Below are 21,426 nucleotides of genomic sequence, written 5' to 3' on the forward strand. Positions count from 1 at the left end.
GTTAAGCCGAGGAACGGCATAGTATTTTTTTCCAGGGGTGGGAAAAAAGGATATTCAGGAGAAAATGTGCCACATATCCGTCAGTTATGTTGGGTGGGATTACTGTGCTTAAGTGGCTCCGCCGCCGCTGCGAATGTTCGCTTACAGGTCGAAGGATTATCAGGACCGCTGGAGAAAAACGTCCGTGCGCAGCTGTCCACGATTCAGAGTGACGAAGTCACACCAGACCGGCGTTTTCGTGCGCGCGTTGATGATGCTATCCGCGAAGGGCTAAAAGCGCTGGGCTACTTTGAGCCGACCATTGATTTTGAGTTACGTCCACCACCGGCGAAAGGACGTCAGGTGCTGATTGCTAAAGTGACGCCCGGCGAGCCGGTGCTGATTGGCGGCACCGAGGTGATTCTGCGCGGCGGCGCACGTACGGACCGCGATTATCTGGATCTGCTGAAGACGCGTCCGGCCATTGGCACCGTGCTGAATCAAGGCGATTATGACAGCTTCAAAAAGTCGCTCACCAGTGTGGCGTTGCGTAAAGGCTATTTCGACAGCGAATTTAATAAAAGTCAGCTCGGAATTGCACTCGATCGCCGCCAGGCATTCTGGGATATTGATTACAACAGCGGAGAGCGCTACCGCTTTGGCCATGTCACTTTTGAAGGTTCGCAAATTCGCGATGAGTACCTGCAAAACCTGGTGCCGTTCAAAGAGGGTAAAGAGTACGAGTCGAAAGATCTGGCTGAGCTAAACCGTCGCCTTTCGGCAACCGGATGGTTTAATTCCGTGGTGGTGGCGCCTGAATTTGATAAAGCCCGTGAAACCAAAGTACTGCCGCTAAAAGGCGTGGTCTCGCCGCGCACTGAAAATACCATCGAAACCGGGGCCGGCTACTCGACTGACGTTGGGCCGCGGTTGAAAACCTCGTGGAAAAAGCCGTGGATGAACTCCTACGGCCATAGCCTGACCACCAGTGCCAGTATTTCTGCGCCAGAGCAGGTCCTTGATTTCAGCTATAAAATGCCGTTGTTAAAGAACCCGCTGGAGCAGTATTACCTGGTGCAGGGGGGATTTAAGCGTACCGATTTAAACGACACCGAACAGGACTCTACCACGCTCGCGGTCTCCCGCTATTGGGATCTGTCGAGTGGCTGGCAGCGTGCAATCAACCTGCGCTGGAGCCTCGACCACTTTACCCAGGGTGACGTCACCAACACGACGATGCTGCTCTATCCGGGCGTGATGATTAGCCGGACGCGCTCGCGCGGCGGCCTGATGCCTGTCTGGGGTGATTCCCAGCGCTATTCCATTGACTATTCCAATACGGCCTGGGGTTCAGACGTTGATTTCTCCGTCTTCCAGGCGCAGAACGTCTGGATCCGTACACTGTACGACAAGCACCGTTTTGTGATGCGCGGTAACCTCGGCTGGATTGAAACCGGTGACTTCGACAAAGTCCCGCCGGATCTGCGTTTCTTCGCCGGGGGCGACCGTAGTATCCGCGGCTATAAATACAAATCTATTTCGCCTGAAGGCAGTGACGGTAAGCTGAAAGGGGCCTCGAAGCTGGCGACCGGTTCGCTGGAATATCAATACAACGTGACCGGGAAATGGTGGGGCGCGATGTTTGTCGATAGCGGTGAAGCGGTCAGCGATATCCGCAGAAGCGATTTCAAAACCGGTGCCGGGGTCGGTGTACGCTGGCAGTCGCCGGTGGGGCCTATCAAGCTCGACTTTGCCGTCCCTGTAGGCGACAAAGATGAACATGGTTTACAGTTTTACATCGGTCTGGGGCCTGAATTATGAGTTTATGGAAGAAGATAAGCCTCGGGGTGCTGGTTTTTATCCTGCTGTTGTTAGGTACCGTCGCTTTCCTGGTGGGGACAACCTCCGGTCTGCATCTGGTCTTCAAGGCAGCTAATCGCTGGGTGCCTGGGCTGGAGATTGGCCAGGTTACCGGCGGCTGGCGGGATCTGTCGCTGAAAAATATCCGCTACGACCAGCCCGGTGTGGCGGTAAATGCCGGTGAAGTACATCTGGCGGTGGGACTCAACTGCCTGTGGAACAGCAGCCTGTGCGTCAACGATCTGTCGCTGAAAGATATCAACGTGGCGATCGACAGTAAAAAGATGCCGCCTTCCGCGCCGGTTGCAGAAGAAGAGAGCGGGCCGCTCAACCTTTCCACGCCTTATCCCATCACGCTTTCACACGTGGCGCTTAACAACATCAATATCAAAATTGATGACACCACGGTTTCCGTCCTGGATTTCACGTCCGGCCTCAATTGGCAGGAAAAAACGTTGACCCTGAAGCCTACGTCATTACAGGGGCTGCTGATCGCGCTGCCTAAAGTGGCAGATGTGGCGCAGGAAGAGGTTGTCGAACCGAAGATTCAACATCCGCAGCCGGACGAAAAACCGCTGGGTGAAACGCTAAAAGATCTGTTCTCAAAGCCGGTGCTACCGGAGATGACCGATGTCCATCTGCCGCTGAATCTCAACATTGAAGAGTTTCGTGGCGAGCAGCTGCGCGTGACCGGGGATACGGATTTAGCGATACATAACATGCTGCTGAAAGTAAGCAGTATTGACGGCAACATGAAGCTTGATGTGCTGGATATCGACTCGAATCAGGGAACAGTAAAAGCCAGCGGCACGGCACAACTCACCGACACATGGCCGGTCGATATTACGTTAAACAGCACACTCAACATCGACCCGTTAAAAGGCGAAAAGGTGAAGCTGAAGGTCGGCGGCGCACTGCGTGAACAGCTGGAGGTTGGCGTCAATCTTTCCGGTCCGGTCGATCTGGATCTGCGTGCGCAGACGCGCCTGGCGGAAGCGGGGTTACCGCTCAATCTGGAGGTGAACAGTAAACAGGTTTACTGGCCGTTCACTGGCGACAAGCAGTTCCAGGCTGATGATATCAAGCTCAAGCTGACCGGCAAAATGACCGACTACACGTTATCGATGCGCACCGCCGTGAAAGGGCAGGATATCCCTCCGGCCACCATTACGCTGGATGCCAAAGGTAACGAACAACAGATCAATCTCGACAAACTCAGCATTGCGGCGCTGGAAGGAAAAACCGAGCTGAAGGCGCTGGTGGACTGGCAGCAGGCCATTAGCTGGCGCGGAGAGTTGACGCTGGATGGCATCAATACGGCAAAAGAGATCCCTGACTGGCCGTCAAAACTGAATGGTCTGGTGAAAACCCGCGGCAGTCTGTATGGCGGAAGCTGGCAGATGGAGGTTCCGGAACTTAAGCTGACCGGGAATGTGAAACAGAATAAGGTCAATGTGAACGGCTCACTGAAGGGGAATAGCTACCTGCAGTGGACCATTCCAGGCCTACACCTGGAACTGGGGCGCAACAGCGCTGAGGTAAAAGGGGAACTGGGGGTTAAAGATCTCAATCTGGATGCGACGATTGATGCCCCGAGTCTGGATAACGCACTGCCGGGGTTAGGTGGTACGGCAAAAGGACTGATTAAAGTTCGCGGTACGGTCGAGGCACCGCAACTGCTGGCGGATATCACCGCCCGTGGTCTGCGCTGGCAGGAACTTTCCGTGGCTCAGGTGCGCGTCGAGGGCGATGTGAAATCAGCTGAGCAAATCGCCGGTAGCCTCAACGTGCGCGTAGAGCGGATTGTGCAACCTGACGTCAATATCGGGCTGGTCACTCTGAACGCGAAAGGCAGTGAAAAACAGCATGAATTACAGCTACGCATTCAAGGGGAGCCGGTTTCCGGGCAACTGGATCTGGCCGGCAGCTTCGATCGCAAAGAACAGCGTTGGAAAGGGGCGTTGAGCAATACCCGCTTCCAGACGCCGGTCGGTCCGTGGTCGCTTAACCGTGCGATTGCGTTGGATTACCGTAACCAGGAGCAGAAAATCAGCATTGGGCCACACTGCTGGAATAACCCGAATGCGGAACTGTGCGTGCCACAAACGATTGATGCGGGTGCGGAAGGTCGCGCGGTGGTGAATCTGAACCGTTTCGATCTGGCGATGCTGAAACCGTTTATGCCGGATACAACCCAGGCCAGCGGCGTCTTCAGTGGCAAAGCGGATGTGAGCTGGGACACCACCAAAGAGGGGCTGCCGCAGGGACAGGTCACGCTAAGTGGGCGTAACGTGAAGGTCACCCAGAGCGTAAACGATGCTGCTTTACCGGTCGCGTTTGAGACGCTGAACCTGACCGCTGACCTGCACAACAACCGTGCTGAGCTGGGATGGCTGATTCGCCTGACCAATAACGGGCAGTTCGACGGACAGGTGCAGGTAACCGATCCGCAGGGACGACGTAATCTTGGCGGTAATGTGAATATCCGCAACTTCAATCTGGCGATGGTGAATCCCATCTTCTCCAGAGGTGAAAAAGCCGCGGGAATGATCAACGCCAATCTGCGTCTGGGCGGCGATGTGCAAAGTCCGCAACTGCTTGGACAACTGCAGCTTAGCGGTCTGGATATCGACGGTAACTTTATGCCGTTTGACATGCAGCCCAGCCAGCTGGCTGTGAACTTTAACGGAACGCGTTCGACGTTGGCGGGCGTGGTGCGTACGCAGCAGGGGCAGATTAACCTCAGCGGCGATGCCGACTGGAGCCAGATAGATAACTGGCGGGCGCGTGTTGCAGCCAAAGGCAGCAGGGTGCGTATTACCGTGCCGCCGATGGTTCGTCTGGACGTTTCGCCGGATGTGGTCTTCGAAGCCACGCCGAGCCTGTTTACCCTTGATGGCAACGTGGATGTGCCGTGGGCGCGTATTGTGGTGCATGACCTGCCGGAAAGCGCGGTGGGAGTGTCCAGCGACATGGTGATGCTCAACGACAATCTGCAGCCAGAGAAGCCGCAAAGCGCGGGTATTCCGATCAACAGTAACCTGAACATTCATGTAGGCAACAACGTACGTATCGATGCCTTTGGTCTGAAAGCGCGTCTAACGGGCGATCTGAAAGTTGCACAGGATAAGCAGGGGCTGGGGTTGAACGGGCAGATCAATATCCCGAGCGGGCGTTTCCATGCCTATGGTCAGGATTTGATTGTGCGTAAGGGTGAGCTGTTATTCTCCGGTCCGCCGGATCAGCCGTTACTCAACATAGAAGCAATTCGTAACCCAGATGCCACCGAAGACGACGTGATCGCCGGTGTTCGCGTCACTGGTACTGCCGATGAACCGAAGGCGGAGATCTTCTCCGACCCGGCGATGTCGCAGCAAATGGCACTTTCCTATCTGCTACGCGGACAAGGACTCGATAGCGAACAGAGCGATAGTGCGGCGATGACATCAATGCTTATTGGCCTGGGGGTTGCACAAAGTGGTCAGGTTGTGGGTAAAATCGGGGAGACATTTGGCGTAAGCAATCTGGCACTGGACACGCAAGGGGTGGGTGACTCCTCTCAGGTGGTTGTCAGCGGATACGTACTGCCAGGTCTGCAGGTGAAATATGGTGTGGGTATATTTGACTCTTTAGCGACACTCACGCTACGTTATCGTCTGATGCCTAAGCTATATCTGGAAGCAGTGTCTGGCGTAGATCAGGCACTTGATTTGCTCTATCAGTTCGAGTTTTAGCAATGCGAATATTTGTCTACGGCAGTTTACGAACCAAACAAGGCAACAGCCACTGGATGACCAATGCCCTGTTGCTGGGAAATTTCAGTATCGACAACTACCAGTTGTACAGCCTGGGCCACTATCCAGGCGCCGTTCCGGGAAATGGAACAGTACACGGGGAAGTTTATCGTATTGACAACGCCACGCTGGCAGAGCTTGACGCTCTGCGTACGCGAGGTGGCGAATATGCACGCCAGTTAATTCAGACGCCGTACGGAAGTGCATGGATGTACGTGTACCAACGTTCAGTCGAGGGATTAACGCTGATTGAAAGCGGTAACTGGTTAGACCGAGACCAGTACTGATATATCGCCTACGAGAATAAACAACGCCGCCTTCGGGCGGCGTTGTTTATTTAAGGCTTAAAACTCTACGCGCGCGCCGAGATTATAGCGACGGCCTTCCACCTGAGCGGATTCATTCCACGCGGTAGTCAGCTTCGGATCTTCATCCAACACGTTGTAGACGCCAGCCATCAACTGCGTGTGCTTATTGAGCTGATAACGTACGCCCACATCAACCATTGTGTAGTCATCGTATTTGTAATTATTGCCGCTGTTGCGGTTACTGCTGCGATAGTTCACTGTACTCCACACGTCGAGACTCTGTGTCGCCGCCCAGGTCAGCGACAGATTCGCCATATGACGCGGGTAGTCGTTCAGCGCGTAGCCTTTGTTGACGCCGCTTTTCTGCTCGCTGTGGTTCCAGGTGTAGTTAGCGTTGGCTTTGAGGTCGGCGCTAATTTGCCAGTCGGCATTCAGCTCAATGCCGTATACGTCTGCCTCACTGACGTTAAAGTATTTACTGACGGAATCTGCTTTGTAGCCATTCACCGAGCACTGGTTTGTCGCCGTGGTTTCACAAATGGTTTGTTCAGCGATTTTGTCTTTGAACTGGGTATAGAAGACCGTGCTATCCAGAGCCAGCGCATCGCCCGTCCAGTAGAGACCCAGCTCAGAGTTAACGCTTTTCTCTGGTTTCAGGTCGTCATTACCTACCGTCAGGAATGGATAAGGCACGGTTGAGCCGTAAGGGGTGACGAAGTTGCTGGAGGTCGCGCGTAGCTCCGGCTTTTTATATCCTGCCGAAATACCGCCCTTTAGCGCCCAGGTATCGCTGAAGGCCCAGTTACCGTACATTTTTGGCGTAATATGCGTGCCAAAGTTATCGTCCTGATCCATACGTGCCGAGGTGGTCAGGATGAAATCGTCGATACTCCAACCATCTTCAGCAAACAGCGCCCAGCCGTTGCGGCTGATTTTGGTTACCGGCTCTGAGCCGGGCAGCGTTTTGTTAGCCACATCAAAGCGGTCATTTAACTCTTCGCGGGTAAAATTCGCCCCGATGGTCAGTTTATGGTTGTCGAGTGTAAATGTGGTTTGCGAATTAGCGACATAGTTTTCCATCTGCACATACTGTGGAGTCTGCCCGTTATAGACGTATTTCGAACGGCCTTTCTCGTAATTAATGTAGTTGGTTGTCGCGATGGTATCGTCTGCGTACCAGCCGGTATGCGTCAGGGTGGCGGCATTACGATCGAACAGCCATGACCACGGGGCACCGCGTTTCTGAGTGCGATTTTTCTCCTGCTCGCCGGTGACCACGTTGAGATCGAACAGGTTGTTTTCGCTGGCGGCCAGGCCCAGCGTCATATCAACGGATTTGCGGTTGTGTTTGCCGAAATAATTATTGCGATCGTCATCGCGACGGTCGAGCCAGTCGGCCGCCACGCTAAGGCCCAGCACATCGGGCACAATCGGCCCCATGGTAAACAGGTTCATCTGGCTGGTATTACCCAAATACTGGTGTTCCTGAAGCCAGGTATTCGCCGCAATCGCCGTCGTCCAGTCTTTCGCGCCGTACGGTTTTTTGGTGATGACGTTGACGACGCCACCGATAGCGTCTGAACCGTACAGCGAGGACATTGGCCCGCGAATAACCTCGATACGCTCAATGGCCTCCATAGGCGGTAAGAAGTTGGCTTCGGTACCAATATCATGGCCGTAGGGGCGCGACTCACCGGTATTCTGTTTGACGCTGTTAACCATAAAAGCGGTATAGGACGGGTCCATACCGCGGATCATAATGCTGCCCGCGTTCATGCCGCTGCTGTTGGTGACCGAGACGCCAGGAAGATTTTTAATGGCTTCACCGATGTTACGGTCCGGCTGAATATCCAGCGTTTTACGATCGATAACGGAAATGGTGGCCGGCGCTTCGCGCTTTTGCTGCGAGAACCCGGATGCGGTGATCACCATTTCATCTTCGCTATTGCGTGAGGTTTCTGTGAGTTCTTCTGCCTGAGTGGGGAAAATAACACCGCCTGAGAATGCAACGATCCCTGTCAGCGTAATAAGTTGACGCGTTTTCATAATATAGACACCTGAAAAGTAAAAAAATAAAAATATCACCTTGCAGCCCGGAATAGCTGCAAGGTGTAAGAAGCATTTTTAATTATTAATATTTAGAGAGATCGACTTTCAGCACGTAGTCGGGTTTTATGCCAATCATCTTTTCCGACTGCTTTACACTGACATACAAGGTGTTAGCATCAGCCGAAAGCGCCAGGATGTTAGGTAAGGCCTTGGTTTTAATACTTTGTTTTACCTGATAAGTCTTGCTGTCCACAATGCTGATGCGCTTTGCATTACGGTGGGTGATATAGACTTCCTGGCGTTTTTCGTTATATAGCACGGCTAAAGAATTAATGACCTTAACTGGTGCAATAACTTTTCCATTATTAATGTCGACAACCAGAACATCAGCCAGATCAGGATCGGTCAGAAACGCACGATTATTTTTTGCATCAAGTGCAATATTCAGGAAGAAATGTTTTTTGTCAGATTCAATGGTAAAACGGTTAATAATTTTATGGCTGGTGGTATCCAGCGTAATCAGTTCATTTCGGCCATTCACGACATACAAGCGATCTTTATCAGCATCAACGGCCATACCGGTCGGGTACTGACCCATGTTTTCAAGGGTGGCAATTTTTTCACGTTTTTGCGTATCCACGACCCAGACAATGCCTTTTTCAGCCACGCCGGAGACATACAGGCGGTGATGCTGTTTATCGAGCACCATTTCACGGGTATGGACAATGTCTTTCGGGTTGCTGGCTTCGCTCAGTTGCAGTATCGCCAGCTCTTTACCGCTGCGGGTATCGATTAAGGTGACTGAACCTTCCAGTGTATTACCGACATACAGTACCTGGTTCTCTTCATCCAGCGCGGTGGCGAAGGCGCGGCGGCTGGTCTTGATGACTTCGGTGGTTGTGAGTTTTTCCAGATCGAGTTTGTAGATAAGCCCGCTGGTTTTGTCTTTATCAAATGACGGAGACGAGGCGGCAAAAAGCGTGTTCTGCTGACTATCAACCGCCAGTTCATACACGCCGTTACCGACATCGTGGGTCAGAAAATCGTTTTCAGGCAGCGTCTCTGCCGTGCTGGGCAGGCTGGTAAATAACAGCGCCGTGACGAGTGCTACGCCGGAATAGTGTTTCAGGGACTTCACAGTGTGGAGGTTCATTGACTTTTATTCACATTTATTTACGTGTTGCGAATGATAATGAGATCTAATCTCATTCGCAAATAAGATGAATGAAATGTGACTACCCAATCTGGTAGGTCAAAAAGAAACCAGCGGGCTACCGGGAGAATAAAGGGAGGGAAAGTACAGGCATAAAAAAACCCTTACTAACCAGAGGCTGGTGTTCAGGGTTTTCAGTGCAGGCGAAATTATTTCTTCGCGCGCTCGAAGGAAGCAACGATTTCAGCTTTAGCCGCTTCAGCGTTGTCCCAACCGTCAACTTTCACCCATTTGCCCGCTTCGAGGTCTTTATAGTGCTCGAAGAAGTGAGTGATCTGCGCTTTCAGCAGGTCCGGCAGGTCGTTCACATCTTTGATGTGATCGTATTCTTTGCTAAGTTTGGTGTGCGGTACGGCAACCAGTTTCGCATCTTCACCGGATTCGTCGGTCATTTTCAGTACGCCAACCGGACGGCAGCGGATAACTGAACCTGGCTCCAGCGGGTACGGAGTCGGGACCAGAACGTCTACCGGATCACCATCCAGAGACAGGGTGTGGTTGATGTAACCGTAGTTGCACGGATAGAACATCGCGGTGGACATGAAGCGGTCAACGAACAGGGCGCCGCTCTCTTTGTCAACTTCGTATTTGATCGGATCTGCGTTTGCAGGGATCTCGATAACAACGTAGATATCTTCCGGCAGATCTTTACCGGCAGGGACGTTGAGTAAGCTCATGTCTGTTTCCTTTAAATAAGCTATGGCAAACAAGTGGCGGGTATTATAGCCAACTCGCGCCGAATGTCTCCGCTTGTTTTCGATTTCGCGGTGCACATTTTCTTCATTTTCCTTCTCTTTCGTGACAGAAAAATCCATATCTTCAGCCGCATTTTTCATAGTGATATGAAAGCGATTACAAAGTTGTGATTAACGTTTTATTTACTTTTTTGAAGTGTGATGTAACGCAATTCGTTACATGCTCAATTGTCTATAGTTTTTTCGCGACTGTTTATTAACCAACAATATTCCCCCTACGAGGACGCACTTATGTGGAAGCGCTTACTTTTAGTCACAGCAGTTTCGACAGCCATGTCGTCTATGGCAATGGCAGCCCCTTTAACCGTAGGATTTTCGCAGGTTGGCTCTGAATCCGGCTGGCGCGCGGCGGAAACCAATGTGGCGAAAAGCGAGGCCGAAAAGCGTGGTATTACGTTGAAAATCGCTGACGGCCAGCAAAAACAGGAAAACCAGATTAAAGCCGTACGCTCATTTGTTGCACAGGGTGTGGATGCCATCTTTATTGCGCCGGTCGTGGCAACGGGTTGGGAGCCGGTGTTAAAAGAAGCGAAAGATGCCAACATTCCGGTCTTTTTGCTCGATCGTTCCATCGATGTAAAAGACAAATCTCTCTATATGACCACCGTTACTGCCAATAACGTGCTGGAAGGTAAATTAATCGGCGACTGGCTGATTAAAGAGGTGAACGGCAAACCGTGTAACGTGGTTGAGCTGCAAGGGACCGTCGGGGCCAGCGTGGCGATTGACCGTAAAAAAGGTTTTGCCGAAGCCATCGCCAGCGCGCCAAACATCAAAATTATTCGCTCTCAGTCCGGGGACTTCACCCGCAGCAAAGGCAAAGAAGTCATGGAGAGCTTTATCAAAGCTGAAAATAACGGCAAGAACATCTGCATGGTTTACGCTCACAACGATGACATGGTGATCGGGGCTATCCAGGCGATTAAAGAAGCGGGTCTGAAGCCGGGCAAAGATATTCTGACCGGTTCAATCGACGGCGTACCGGATATCTATAAAGCGATGATTGATGGCGAAGCCAACGCCAGCGTCGAGTTGACGCCAAATATGGCAGGGCCGGCATTCGATGCGCTGGAGAAATTCAAGAAAGACGGCACGATGCCTGAGAAGCTGACCATTACCAAGTCGATCCTCTATCTGCCGGATACGGCGAAAGAAGAGTTAGAGAAGAAGAAAAACATGGGCTACTAGGCCTTCATGAAAATGCCGGGGGCGCCGCGCTTGCCCGGCCTACATTTCGCTCTTTTGTAGGCCGGATAAGCGTAGCGCCATCCGGCGTGAGGCAGGGGGAACCATGACCACCGACCAACATCAGGAAATCCTCCGTACCGAAGGATTAAGCAAATTCTTTCCCGGCGTTAAGGCGCTGGATAATGTGGATTTCAGTTTGCGTCGTGGCGAGATTATGGCGCTGCTGGGAGAAAACGGGGCCGGAAAATCGACGCTGATCAAAGCGCTGACCGGCGTTTATCATGCCGATCGCGGCACGATCTGGCTCGAAGGCCAGACTATCTCCCCTAAGAATACTGCTCATGCCCAGCAATTGGGGATTGGCACCGTATATCAGGAAGTAAACCTGCTGCCCAATATGTCGGTGGCAGATAATCTTTTTATTGGTCGTGAGCCGCGGCGCTTCGGTTTGTTGCAACGCAAGCAAATGGAAAAACGTGCCACGGAGCTGATGGCGTCTTACGGTTTTTCGCTCGACGTGCGCGAGCCGCTGAACCGCTTTTCGGTGGCGATGCAGCAGATAGTTGCCATCTGTCGGGCGATCGATCTCTCCGCGAAAGTGTTAATTCTCGATGAACCCACCGCCAGCCTCGACACCCAGGAGGTTGAAATGCTGTTCGGTCTGATGCGCCATCTTCGCGATCGCGGCGTCAGCCTGATCTTCGTCACCCATTTTCTCGATCAGGTTTATCAGGTCAGCGATCGCATCACCGTCCTGCGTAACGGCGGGTTTGTGGGTTGCCGTGAAACCCGGGAATTACCGCAAATCGAACTGGTGAAAATGATGCTGGGTCGTGAACTGGATACCCATGCACTACAGCGCGCGGGCCGCACATTGCTGAGCGATAAGCCAGTGGCGGCATTCAGTGATTTTGGTAAGAAAGGTACGATTGCACCGTTCGATCTGCAGGTACGCCCCGGCGAGATCGTTGGGCTGGCGGGGCTGCTGGGATCGGGACGAACAGAAACGGCGGAAGTGATCTTCGGTATTAAACCCGCAGACAGCGGTAGCGCGCTGATCAAAGGTAAACCGCAGGTGCTGCGATCGCCGCATCAGGCTTCGTGTCTGGGGATCGGCTTCTGCCCGGAGGATCGCAAAACGGATGGCATCATCGCCGCGGCTTCGGTACGGGAAAATATCATTCTGGCCCTGCAGGCGCAGAGAGGCTGGCTGCGGCCTATCCCGCGAAAAGAACAAAACGAGATCGCCGAGCGCTTTATTCGTCAGCTCGGTATCCGTACGCCTAATGCCGAACAGCCGATTGAGTTTCTCTCCGGCGGCAATCAGCAAAAAGTCTTGCTCTCGCGCTGGTTGCTGACCAAACCGCAGTTCTTGATCCTTGATGAACCCACGCGGGGGATCGACGTCGGCGCGCATGCTGAGATTATCCGCCTGATCGAAACGCTGTGCGCGGATGGTCTGGCACTGCTGGTGATTTCATCCGAACTGGAAGAGTTAGTGGGCTATGCCGATCGGGTCATTATTATGCGCGATCGCAAACAGGTGGCCGAGATCCCGCTGGCTGAATTGTCCGTACCGGCGATCATGAACGCTATTGCGGCCTAAGGAGACTATGGTGATGCCTCAATCTCTCCCTCAATCCAATCCGCCTGAGCGGCGGTTTCGCTGGCCAAAGGGAATGCCGCAACTGGTGGCGCTGCTGTTGGTGTTGCTGGTGGATAGCCTGGTCGCGCCGCACTTTTATCAGGTCATTTTGCAAGATGGCCGCTTGTTCGGCAGCCCGATTGATATTCTCAACCGCGCCGCGCCCGTGGCGCTGCTGGCGATTGGTATGACGCTGGTGATTGCCACTGGCGGCATCGATCTGTCCGTTGGGGCGGTGATGGCTATTGCAGGGGCGACAACCGCTGCGATGACGGTTGCCGGGCACAGCTTACCCGTGGTGCTGCTTGCTGCCTTAGGCTCCGGCCTTCTGGCGGGATTGTGGAACGGGATTCTGGTGGCGATCCTCAAGATCCAACCGTTTGTCGCGACGCTGATCCTGATGGTGGCCGGGCGTGGGGTGGCGCAGTTGATCACCTCCGGGCAGATCGTCACCTTCAACTCACCTGATCTGTCGTGGTTTGGCAGCGGCTCGCTGTTGCTTTTCCCCACGCCGGTAATTATTGCACTGCTAACGCTGGTGGTGTTCTGGTTGCTGACCCGAAAAACGGCGCTGGGCATGTTTATTGAAGCGGTAGGTATCAACATTCGTGCGGCGAAAAATGCCGGGGTCAACACCCGCATCATTGTGATGCTTACCTATGTACTGAGCGGCCTGTGCGCAGCGATTGCCGGCATTATCGTCACCGCGGATATTCGCGGGGCCGATGCCAATAACGCCGGGTTATGGCTGGAGCTGGATGCCATCCTCGCGGTAGTTATTGGCGGTGGCTCGCTGATGGGCGGACGTTTTAACCTGCTGCTATCGGTAATTGGCGCGTTGATCATTCAGGGGATGAACACCGGGATTTTACTGTCGGGCTTCCAGCCGGAACTGAATCAGGTGGTCAAAGCCATCGTGGTGTTGTGCGTGCTGGTCGTGCAGTCACAACGCTTTATCAGCCTGATAAAAGGAGTGCGCGGTCGTGATAAAACGTAATTTACCGCTGATGATCACCCTCGGGGTCTTTATTTTGGGCTACCTCTACTGCCTGACGCAATTTCCGGCTTTTGCCTCCACCCGGGTGATCTGCAATATTCTGACTGATAACGCCTTTTTAGGGATTATCGCCGTGGGTATGACTTTCGTCATTCTCTCCGGGGGGATCGATCTTTCCGTCGGGTCGGTGATTGCCTTTACGGGGGTATTTTTAGCAAAAGCGATTGGTTACTGGGGGATTTCGCCACTGCTGGCGTTTCCTTTGATTCTGGCAATGGGCTGTGCGTTTGGTGCGTTTATGGGGTTGCTGATTGATGCCCTGAAGATCCCGGCATTTATCATTACCCTGGCGGGAATGTTCTTCCTGCGCGGCGTCAGCTATCTGGTCTCAGAAGAATCCATCCCGATTAACCATCCTGTTTATGACACGTTCTCAAGTCTGGCATGGAAAATTCCCGGCGGCGGTCGCCTGAGTGCGATGGGATTACTGATGCTAGGGGTCGTCGTCATCGGTATATTCCTGGCGCACCGTACGCGCTTTGGTAATCAGGTTTACGCCATTGGTGGCAGCGCCACTTCGGCCAACCTGATGGGCATCTCAACCCGCAGCACGACAATCCGTATCTATATGCTGTCTACTGGGCTTGCGACGCTGGCCGGCATTGTTTTTTCCATTTACACCCAGGCGGGCTATGCGCTGGCAGGTGTCGGAGTAGAACTGGATGCTATCGCCTCGGTGGTGATTGGCGGTACGTTGCTCAGCGGTGGGGTTGGTACGGTTTTGGGTACCTTATTTGGTGTTGCCATTCAGGGGCTGATTCAGACCTATATTAATTTTGATGGCACATTAAGTTCCTGGTGGACAAAAATCGCGATTGGCATTTTATTGTTTATTTTTATTGCCTTACAACGTGGTCTCACGGTGCTTTGGGAAAATCGTCAGAGCTCGCCGGTCACCCGCGTGAGCACGGCTGAAGTACCAAAGTAACATCATGATTTTCCAGAAAACATTTAAATACCTAAACTTTTTCCGGTTGTAGTCGATAGGTTCTGTACAGGTCTGTTTTATCCCTACAACCGGAAATATAACGATGCCAAAATCCCTTTCAATTCGATCAAGTTTGTTGGTGTTATTGTCTCTGCTGACGTTTCTTCTGTTGCTGACCGGCAGTATGGGGCTTTATGCCGCCACCCGTGTTATTAACTCTTTGGTTTATCACGGTATTATGAGTGCTGCTATGTTGGCTGCCATTGCGTTGCTGGCGGTCATTTGGTTTATGCTGCGAAATAAGTTTCTTAAACCCCTGGATAATATTATTGAACAGCTGGAACGTCTGGCGACAGGCGATTTGTCGCCTGTTAGCACGTTATCGGCCAGCGCCGAATTCAACCGCCTTAACGCTGCGATGGGTGAAATGCGCCATGCGTTAGGTGATTCTGTGCAGCGTGTGCGTGAAGCCAGCTCGCAAATTGATGTTGGCAGTCGTGAATTGAGCGCAGGCAACCAGCATTTGGCGCAACGTACAGAATCCACCGCCACGTCACTGGAACAGACCGCTGCCAGTATGGAAGAACTCACCGCGACCGTGAAACAGAACGCGGAAAACGCAGAGCAGGCGCATCAGCTGGCAAAATCGGTATCGGATACCGCCGATCGGGGCAGTGAGATGGTGTGCTATGTAATTGAAAAAATGCGCGATATTTCCGGCAGCTCCAGCCGAATTGCCGATATCCTCAGTGTGATTGACGGTATTGCTTTCCAGACCAATATCCTGGCACTCAATGCCTCCGTTGAAGCGGCGCGCGCGGGTGAGCAAGGCCGTGGTTTTGCGGTGGTAGCAGGGGAAGTACGCAATCTTGCCAGCCGTAGCGCCGAGGCGGCAAAAGAGATCCGTACATTGATCAGTGATTCCCATACGCATGTGGGTGAGGGAAGTGAATTGGCGCAACAGGCGGGGGAGACCATGGATGAAATCGCGACCGAGGTTATGCGTATGACCAAGCTGATGCGTGAAATTGCCAGCGCGTCTCAGGAGCAGAGCCGTGGGATTGAGCAGGTGAATATTGCGGTGAGTCAGATGGATGAAACGGCGCAGCAGAACGCGGCGTTGGTACAGCAGTCTTCAGCGGCTACCCGCTCGTTGGAAGAGCAGTCTTCAGCGCTAATCGAAGCCATGGCCGTATTTAAGCTACAGACAGCCTAACCGAACGTAGGATTTTGTAGGCCGGATAAAGGCGTTTACGCCGACATCCGGCAATATCACCACATCGTGCCGGATGACGCTTCGCTTATCCGGCCTACAACGCGTTATAGGCCGGGATGTTGCGCTTACGCGTCCGGGAACTCGCGGATAAAGCGCTCTACATCGTCGACCATATGGTCATTACCGACGAAGAAGGAGCGACGCTGGTGCAGGCTTTCTGGGGTGATATCCAGAATACGGTCTTTACCATCGCTTGCCTTGCCGCCCGCTTGCTCGGCCAGGAAGGCCATCGGGTTGCATTCGTACAGTAGACGCAGTTTCCCTTGCGGGTGGCTGGCGGTGCTTGGGTACAGATAGATCCCACCTTTCAGCAGGTTGCGATGGAAATCGGCAACCAGAGAGCCAATGTAGCGCGAGGTGTACGGGCGCTGAGTGGCCTTATCTTCTTCCTGGCAGAATTTAATGTATTTCTTCACGCCGTTCGGGAATTTGATGTAGTTGCCTTCGTTAATGGAGTAAGTGCTCCCCTTGGCCGGGAAGCGCATACGTTCCTGGCTGAGGCAAAATACGCCCAGAGAAGGATCGTAGGTGAAGGCGTGTACGCCACAACCGGTGGTGTACACCAGCATGGTGGATGAACCATAAACAACGTAACCAGCAGCAACCTGTTTGTTGCCCGGCTGCAGGAAATCCTCTTCCGTGACCGGTGTGCCGACAGGGGTTACGCGGCGGTAAATAGAGAAAATCGTACCGACAGAGACGTTTACATCGATGTTGGATGAGCCATCCAGTGGATCCATTAGCACAACGTATTTTGCGTGTTCACAGCCTTCAAAGACGACGATTTCATCTTCTTCTTCTGAGGCAATACCCGCCACGATGTCGCGCGCCTTCAGTGCAGCTTTCAGTTTTTCGTTTGCGAACAGATCGAGTTTTTGTTGCACCTCTCCCTGCACGTTCTCTGCACCGCTGGCACCCAGGATATCGACCAGACCGGCCTTATTGATATCGCGGTGGATGATCTTGGCGCCCAGCTTTATTGCCGACAACAAAGCAGTGAGTTCACCGGTAGCATGAGAAAACTCGTGCTGCTTTTCGACAATAAATTCACCTAACGTTTTCATAACACTTTCCCTGCAATTTATGTGGAGTAAAGCGACCGCAACAATATTAACAAATATTTCAGCTATCGCGCTCAGGTGAATCGCGCCAGCAAACTACGGAATATCCTGAAATGCGTTTCTCAGTTGCCAGACATGTGCGTAAAATGGCCCCCAGATTAAAAAAGGATAGTGACGTATGCGCATTCATATTTTGGGAATTTGTGGCACTTTCATGGGCGGTCTGGCGATGCTGGCACGCTCGCTCGGTCATGAAGTAACGGGTTCGGACGCCAATGTGTATCCGCCGATGAGCACCTTACTTGAGAAACAAGGTATTGATCTGATTCAGGGTTACGATGCCAGCCAGCTCGACCCACAACCGGACCTGGTGATCATCGGTAATGCGATGACCCGTGGTAATCCCTGCGTGGAAGCGGTGCTGGAGAAGAACATTCCATACATGTCTGGTCCGCAATGGCTGCATGACTTTGTGTTGCGCGATCGCTGGGTACTGGCGGTAGCGGGGACGCACGGTAAAACGACTACGGCGGGAATGGCAACCTGGATCCTCGAGGCCTGTGGTTATAAACCGGGATTCGTGATCGGCGGCGTGCCGGGTAACTTTGAAGTTTCCGCGCGTCTGGGTGAAAGCAACTTTTTCGTGATTGAAGCGGACGAGTACGACTGCGCCTTCTTTGATAAGCGTTCCAAATTTGTGCATTACTGCCCGCGAACCCTGATCCTCAACAACCTTGAGTTCGATCACGCGGACATCTTTGACGATCTGAAAGCGATTCAGAAACAGTTCCATCACCTGGTGCGCATCGTGCCGGGTCAGGGACGCATCATCTACCCGGAAAACGACATCAATCTGAAACAGACGATGGCGATGGGATGCTGGAGCGAACAGGAGCTGGTGGGCGAACAGGGTCACTGGCAGGCGAAAAAACTGACCACCGATGCTTCCGAGTGGGAAGTGTGGCTGGACGGTGAAAAAGTGGGTGAAGTTAAGTGGGGCCTGGTAGGCGAACACAACATGCACAATGGCCTGATGGCGATTGCGGCAGCCCGTCACGTGGGGGTGCTGCCAGCCGATGCGGCGAATGCGCTAGGCTCGTTCATTAACGCTCGTCGTCGACTTGAACTGCGTGGTGAAGCGCACGGCGTGACGGTATATGACGATTTTGCCCACCACCCAACCGCAATTCTGGCAACGCTTGCGGCGCTGCGCGGGAAAGTGGGCGGCACGGCACGCATTATTGCGGTGCTGGAACCTCGCTCTAACACCATGAAAATGGGACTGTGCAAAGACGATCTCGCGCCATCATTAGGCCGCGCGGACGAAGTATTCCTGCTGCAACCACCGCATATTCCGTGGCAGGTAGCGGAAGTCGCTGAAGCCTGTGTCCAGCCAGCTCACTGGAGTGGTGATGTGGATGCGCTGGCGGATATGGTAGTGAAAACCGCACAACCCGGCGATCATATCCTGGTAATGAGCAACGGTGGTTTTGGCGGTATTCATCAAAAACTGCTGGATGGTCTGGCGAAGAAAGCTCAGGCTGAAGCGCAAGAGTAAAATAACGCCAGGTCTGGATGTCTTTGTTCTGGCGTGCATCTGCGACCAGCCGCTATGCGGCTGGTTTTTTATTTTGCGCGCCAGGCGGTACAGGCATTACGTTTTTCTGGCAGGGTCGTGATTGTCTACAACGGTATTAACTATGCTCACTCGCGAAAAAATAACATCTACCACCTCGGCACTTTTTCTCCCGTTGGATGCGCTTTACGCTCAGTCGTTTCCCTGGCATGAGCAGCGGGAAATGCCAGCGAAACAGTTGGCGTTAAGTAACCCGCACTATGCGCTGGAAGCGTGGTTTGACGGTACGACATTTGTGGGGCTCAGCGGTTGCTGGGATTTCGACGAATATACGTATATCGAGCATCTGGCGATTGATGGCGCGCTACGTTCGCAAGGCTATGGCAAAAAAGTGTTACACACCATTCTCACCCGTTCTCCGATGACGATTCTGGAGATTGATCCGTTAACAACGGATATCGCTAATAAACGTTTACGCTTTTATGAGTCGATGGGGTTTTGTGCGAATGAATGGGCGCATACGCATCCGGCGTATCATCAGGGGATCGCTGACCATGAACTGATTGTACTGAGCTATCCGCACGCAATAGATGCAGAACGCTACCAGCGCTTTAATGAGGATTTGCGCCATCATGTGATGGCGTTGTAAAGGTGGTGCCCCAGGAGATGGGGCATCCTTGCGGAATTACGCTTCGTTTTCCGCCAGTTCACGCAGATACTGGAAGATCTGACGTGCTGATTTCGGCGGCTTGTTGCCTTCTTTCTCTTTCTTCGCATTACGAACCAGAGAGCGAAGCTGCTGGCGATCGGCGGTTGGCCACAGGTTCAGCACTTCTTCTACGGCATCATCACCTTCGACGATCAGGCGATCGCGCAGTTGCTCAAGCTTGTGAAACAGTACAACCTGTTGGTTGTGGCGGTTTTTCAGCTTGTCCAGTGCCTGGCGGATTGGATCGACATCGCGCTGGCGCAACATCTTACCAATGAGCTGCAGCTGGCGGCGGCGTCCTTCCATCTTAATACGCTGGGCCAACTCAATTGCGGCACGTAAATCCGCATCGAGCGGGATTTTATCCAGCGCGTTTTTCCCCAGTTCGACCAGTTCCACACCCAGGCGTTTTAACTCCTCGGCGTCACGTTTAATTTCACTTTTACTGACCCAGATAATTTCATCGTCTTCGTCTTCGATGTCATCACCGGGAACGTCGTCGAGCCAGTCTTCGGGCTGCTTAGTCATGTCAGGCTCCTTAAAAAAAGAGGCTAATGTTACCAGTTAAGATGCGCACTGAAAAACGGTTCTCTGTTAGACTTCAGAGAAACTCTCTCTACATTATGGCATTTGCGATGAAAGTAATCTCACAAGTTGAAGCGCAGCGTAAGATTCTGGAAGAAGCGGTCTCGACAGCACTGGAATTAGCGTCAGGTCAGTCGGATGGCGCGGAAGTCGCTGTAAGCAAGACCACGGGTATTAGCGTCAGCACCCGTTATGGTGAAGTGGAGAACGTAGAATTCAATAGCGATGGTGCGCTGGGGATTACGGTTTATCACCAGAACCGTAAGGGCAGCGCATCGTCCACCGATTTAAGCCCACAGGCGATTGCGCGCACCGTGCAGGCCGCGTTGGATATCGCCCGTTACACTTCACCGGATCCGTGCGCAGGCGTGGCTGATAAAGACCTGCTGGCCTTTGATGCACCCGATTTAGACCTGTTCCATCCGGCGGAAGTCACGCCTGATGAAGCTATCGAACTGGCGGCGCGCGCTGAACAGGCAGCGTTGCAGGCGGACAAACGCATCACCAATACCGAAGGCGGCAGCTTTAACAGCCACTATGGCATCAAAGTGTTTGGTAACAGCCATGGCATGTTGCAGGGTTACTGCTCTACGCGTCACTCTCTTTCCAGCTGCGTGATCGCTGAAGAAAATGGTGATATGGAACGCGATTATGCCTACACCATTGGCCGTGCGATGGGCGATCTGCAAACGCCGGAATGGGTGGGGGCCGACTGTGCTCGCCGCACGTTATCGCGCCTGTCACCGCGTAAGCTCTCCACCATGAAAGCACCTGTTATTTTTGCCAACGAAGTGGCGACCGGGCTGTTTGGACACCTCGTCGGCGCCATTGCGGGTGGCTCGGTGTACCGCAAATCCACGTTCCTGCTGGATTCGCTGGGCAAACAAATTCTGCCGGAATGGCTGACCATTGAAGAACATCCGCACCTGCTGAAAGGGCTGGCCTCTTCGCCATTTGACAGCGAAGGCGTGCGTACGGAACGCCGTGACATTATTAAAGATGGCGTGCTGACCCAGTGGCTGCTGACCAACTACTCTGCGCGTAAGCTGGGGCTGAAGAGCACCGGCCATGCGGGCGGAATTCACAACTGGCGAATTCCGGGGCAGGGACTAAGCTTCGAGCAGTTGCTCAAAGAGATGGGCACCGGCCTGGTGGTGACTGAGCTGATGGGGCAGGGCGTGAGCGGTATTACCGGAGATTACTCGCGCGGCGCGGCGGGCTTCTGGGTTGAAAATGGCGAAATTCAGTACCCGGTGAGCGAAATTACCATCGCCGGTAACTTAAAAGATATGTGGCGAAATATCGTCACCGTCGGTAATGATATTGAAACCCGCAGCAATATACAGTGTGGTTCGGTACTGTTGCCGGAGATGAAGATCGCCGGGCAGTAATACCCGTCATACTTCAAGCTGCAGCTCGAATGATTTAGGGTATCTGGCGTTA

At 53.0% G+C, this 21,426-nt stretch carries 16 protein-coding genes; 11 read left to right on the forward strand and 5 right to left on the reverse strand.

Translation table 11 applies throughout. The features are described 5' to 3' along the window. Positions 1–66 precede the first annotated feature (66 nt). Genes tamA through NNN64_RS02120 form a run of 3 tightly spaced genes read left to right on the forward strand, consistent with a single transcriptional unit; the run spans position 67 to position 5,920 of the window. On the forward strand, positions 67–1,800 hold the full coding sequence (tamA, locus tag NNN64_RS02110) for an autotransporter assembly complex protein TamA (protein WP_271440300.1): 1,734 nt from the start codon (positions 67–69) through the stop codon (positions 1,798–1,800). Then, on the forward strand, positions 1,797–5,573 hold the full coding sequence (tamB, locus tag NNN64_RS02115; RefSeq protein ID WP_271440301.1) for an autotransporter assembly complex protein TamB: 3,777 nt from the start codon (positions 1,797–1,799) through the stop codon (positions 5,571–5,573). Before tamA ends, tamB begins: the two co-directional genes overlap by 4 nt. 2 nt (positions 5,574–5,575) lie before the next feature. After that, positions 5,576–5,920 (forward strand): gamma-glutamylcyclotransferase family protein, encoded by a 345-nt coding sequence (locus NNN64_RS02120; RefSeq protein WP_048212859.1) that lies wholly within the window; start codon positions 5,576–5,578, stop codon positions 5,918–5,920. A gap of 57 nt (positions 5,921–5,977) precedes the next feature. Here the strand turns inward: NNN64_RS02120 and NNN64_RS02125 are convergent, their stop codons facing one another. The 3 genes from NNN64_RS02125 to ppa all read right to left on the reverse strand — a co-directional run bounded on the left by NNN64_RS02125 (position 5,978) and on the right by ppa (position 9,880). After that, a complete protein-coding gene (locus NNN64_RS02125) occupies positions 5,978–7,987 on the reverse strand; it encodes a TonB-dependent receptor domain-containing protein (RefSeq protein WP_271440302.1) in 2,010 nt (669 codons plus the stop codon). Between the two features lie 85 nt (positions 7,988–8,072). After that, complete coding sequence (gene yncE, locus NNN64_RS02130) at positions 8,073–9,143, reverse strand: 7-bladed beta-propeller protein YncE (protein WP_271440303.1); 1,071 nt, start codon at positions 9,141–9,143, stop codon at positions 8,073–8,075. Between the two features lie 209 nt (positions 9,144–9,352). After that, positions 9,353–9,880 (reverse strand): inorganic diphosphatase, encoded by a 528-nt coding sequence (ppa, locus tag NNN64_RS02135; RefSeq protein ID WP_005134479.1) that lies wholly within the window; start codon positions 9,878–9,880, stop codon positions 9,353–9,355. A 309-nt stretch (positions 9,881–10,189) separates the two neighbouring features. Between ppa and ytfQ the strand changes: the two genes are divergently transcribed. From ytfQ to NNN64_RS02160, 5 genes are all read left to right on the forward strand, one after another. Beyond that, complete coding sequence (ytfQ, locus tag NNN64_RS02140; RefSeq protein WP_271440304.1) at positions 10,190–11,146, forward strand: galactofuranose ABC transporter substrate-binding protein YtfQ; 957 nt, start codon at positions 10,190–10,192, stop codon at positions 11,144–11,146. Between the two features lie 103 nt (positions 11,147–11,249). Beyond that, a complete protein-coding gene (ytfR, locus tag NNN64_RS02145) occupies positions 11,250–12,752 on the forward strand; it encodes a galactofuranose ABC transporter, ATP-binding protein YtfR (protein WP_271440305.1) in 1,503 nt (500 codons plus the stop codon). Between the two features lie 13 nt (positions 12,753–12,765). Further along, positions 12,766–13,788 (forward strand): galactofuranose ABC transporter, ATP-binding protein YtfT, encoded by a 1,023-nt coding sequence (gene ytfT / locus NNN64_RS02150; RefSeq protein ID WP_271440306.1) that lies wholly within the window; start codon positions 12,766–12,768, stop codon positions 13,786–13,788. Then, entirely contained in the window at positions 13,775–14,776 is a 1,002-nt protein-coding gene (yjfF, locus tag NNN64_RS02155; RefSeq protein WP_271440307.1) for a galactofuranose ABC transporter, permease protein YjfF, read from the forward strand. The genes ytfT and yjfF overlap by 14 nt, the downstream gene beginning before the upstream one ends. Before the next feature lie 103 nt (positions 14,777–14,879). Further along, a complete protein-coding gene (locus NNN64_RS02160; RefSeq protein WP_271440308.1) occupies positions 14,880–15,992 on the forward strand; it encodes a methyl-accepting chemotaxis protein in 1,113 nt (370 codons plus the stop codon). Between the two features lie 125 nt (positions 15,993–16,117). On the opposite strand, the gene fbp is transcribed toward NNN64_RS02160, so the two are convergent. Next, positions 16,118–17,116, reverse strand: coding sequence for a class 1 fructose-bisphosphatase (gene fbp / locus NNN64_RS02165; protein ID WP_271440309.1), 999 nt, complete (start codon positions 17,114–17,116; stop codon positions 16,118–16,120). Positions 17,117–17,291: 175 nt separating this feature from the next. On the opposite strand from fbp, the gene mpl reads away from it, so the two are divergent. Together mpl and NNN64_RS02175 are read left to right on the forward strand one after the other, a co-directional pair. Then, on the forward strand, positions 17,292–18,671 hold the full coding sequence (gene mpl / locus NNN64_RS02170) for a UDP-N-acetylmuramate:L-alanyl-gamma-D-glutamyl-meso-diaminopimelate ligase (protein WP_271440310.1): 1,380 nt from the start codon (positions 17,292–17,294) through the stop codon (positions 18,669–18,671). A 142-nt stretch (positions 18,672–18,813) separates the two neighbouring features. Then, a complete protein-coding gene (locus tag NNN64_RS02175; RefSeq protein WP_271440311.1) occupies positions 18,814–19,338 on the forward strand; it encodes a GNAT family N-acetyltransferase in 525 nt (174 codons plus the stop codon). Positions 19,339–19,374: 36 nt separating this feature from the next. Here NNN64_RS02175 and yjgA read toward each other — a convergent pair whose 3' ends face one another. Then, complete coding sequence (yjgA, locus tag NNN64_RS02180) at positions 19,375–19,926, reverse strand: ribosome biogenesis factor YjgA (protein WP_137378430.1); 552 nt, start codon at positions 19,924–19,926, stop codon at positions 19,375–19,377. Between the two features lie 95 nt (positions 19,927–20,021). On the opposite strand from yjgA, the gene pmbA reads away from it, so the two are divergent. Further along, positions 20,022–21,374, forward strand: coding sequence for a metalloprotease PmbA (pmbA, locus tag NNN64_RS02185; RefSeq protein ID WP_271440312.1), 1,353 nt, complete (start codon positions 20,022–20,024; stop codon positions 21,372–21,374). The last annotated feature ends 52 nt before the right edge of the window (positions 21,375–21,426 follow it).

The sequence above is a fragment of the Citrobacter sp. Igbk 14 genome (genome assembly GCF_028069825.1).
Classification (GTDB): Bacteria; Pseudomonadota; Gammaproteobacteria; order Enterobacterales; family Enterobacteriaceae; genus Citrobacter.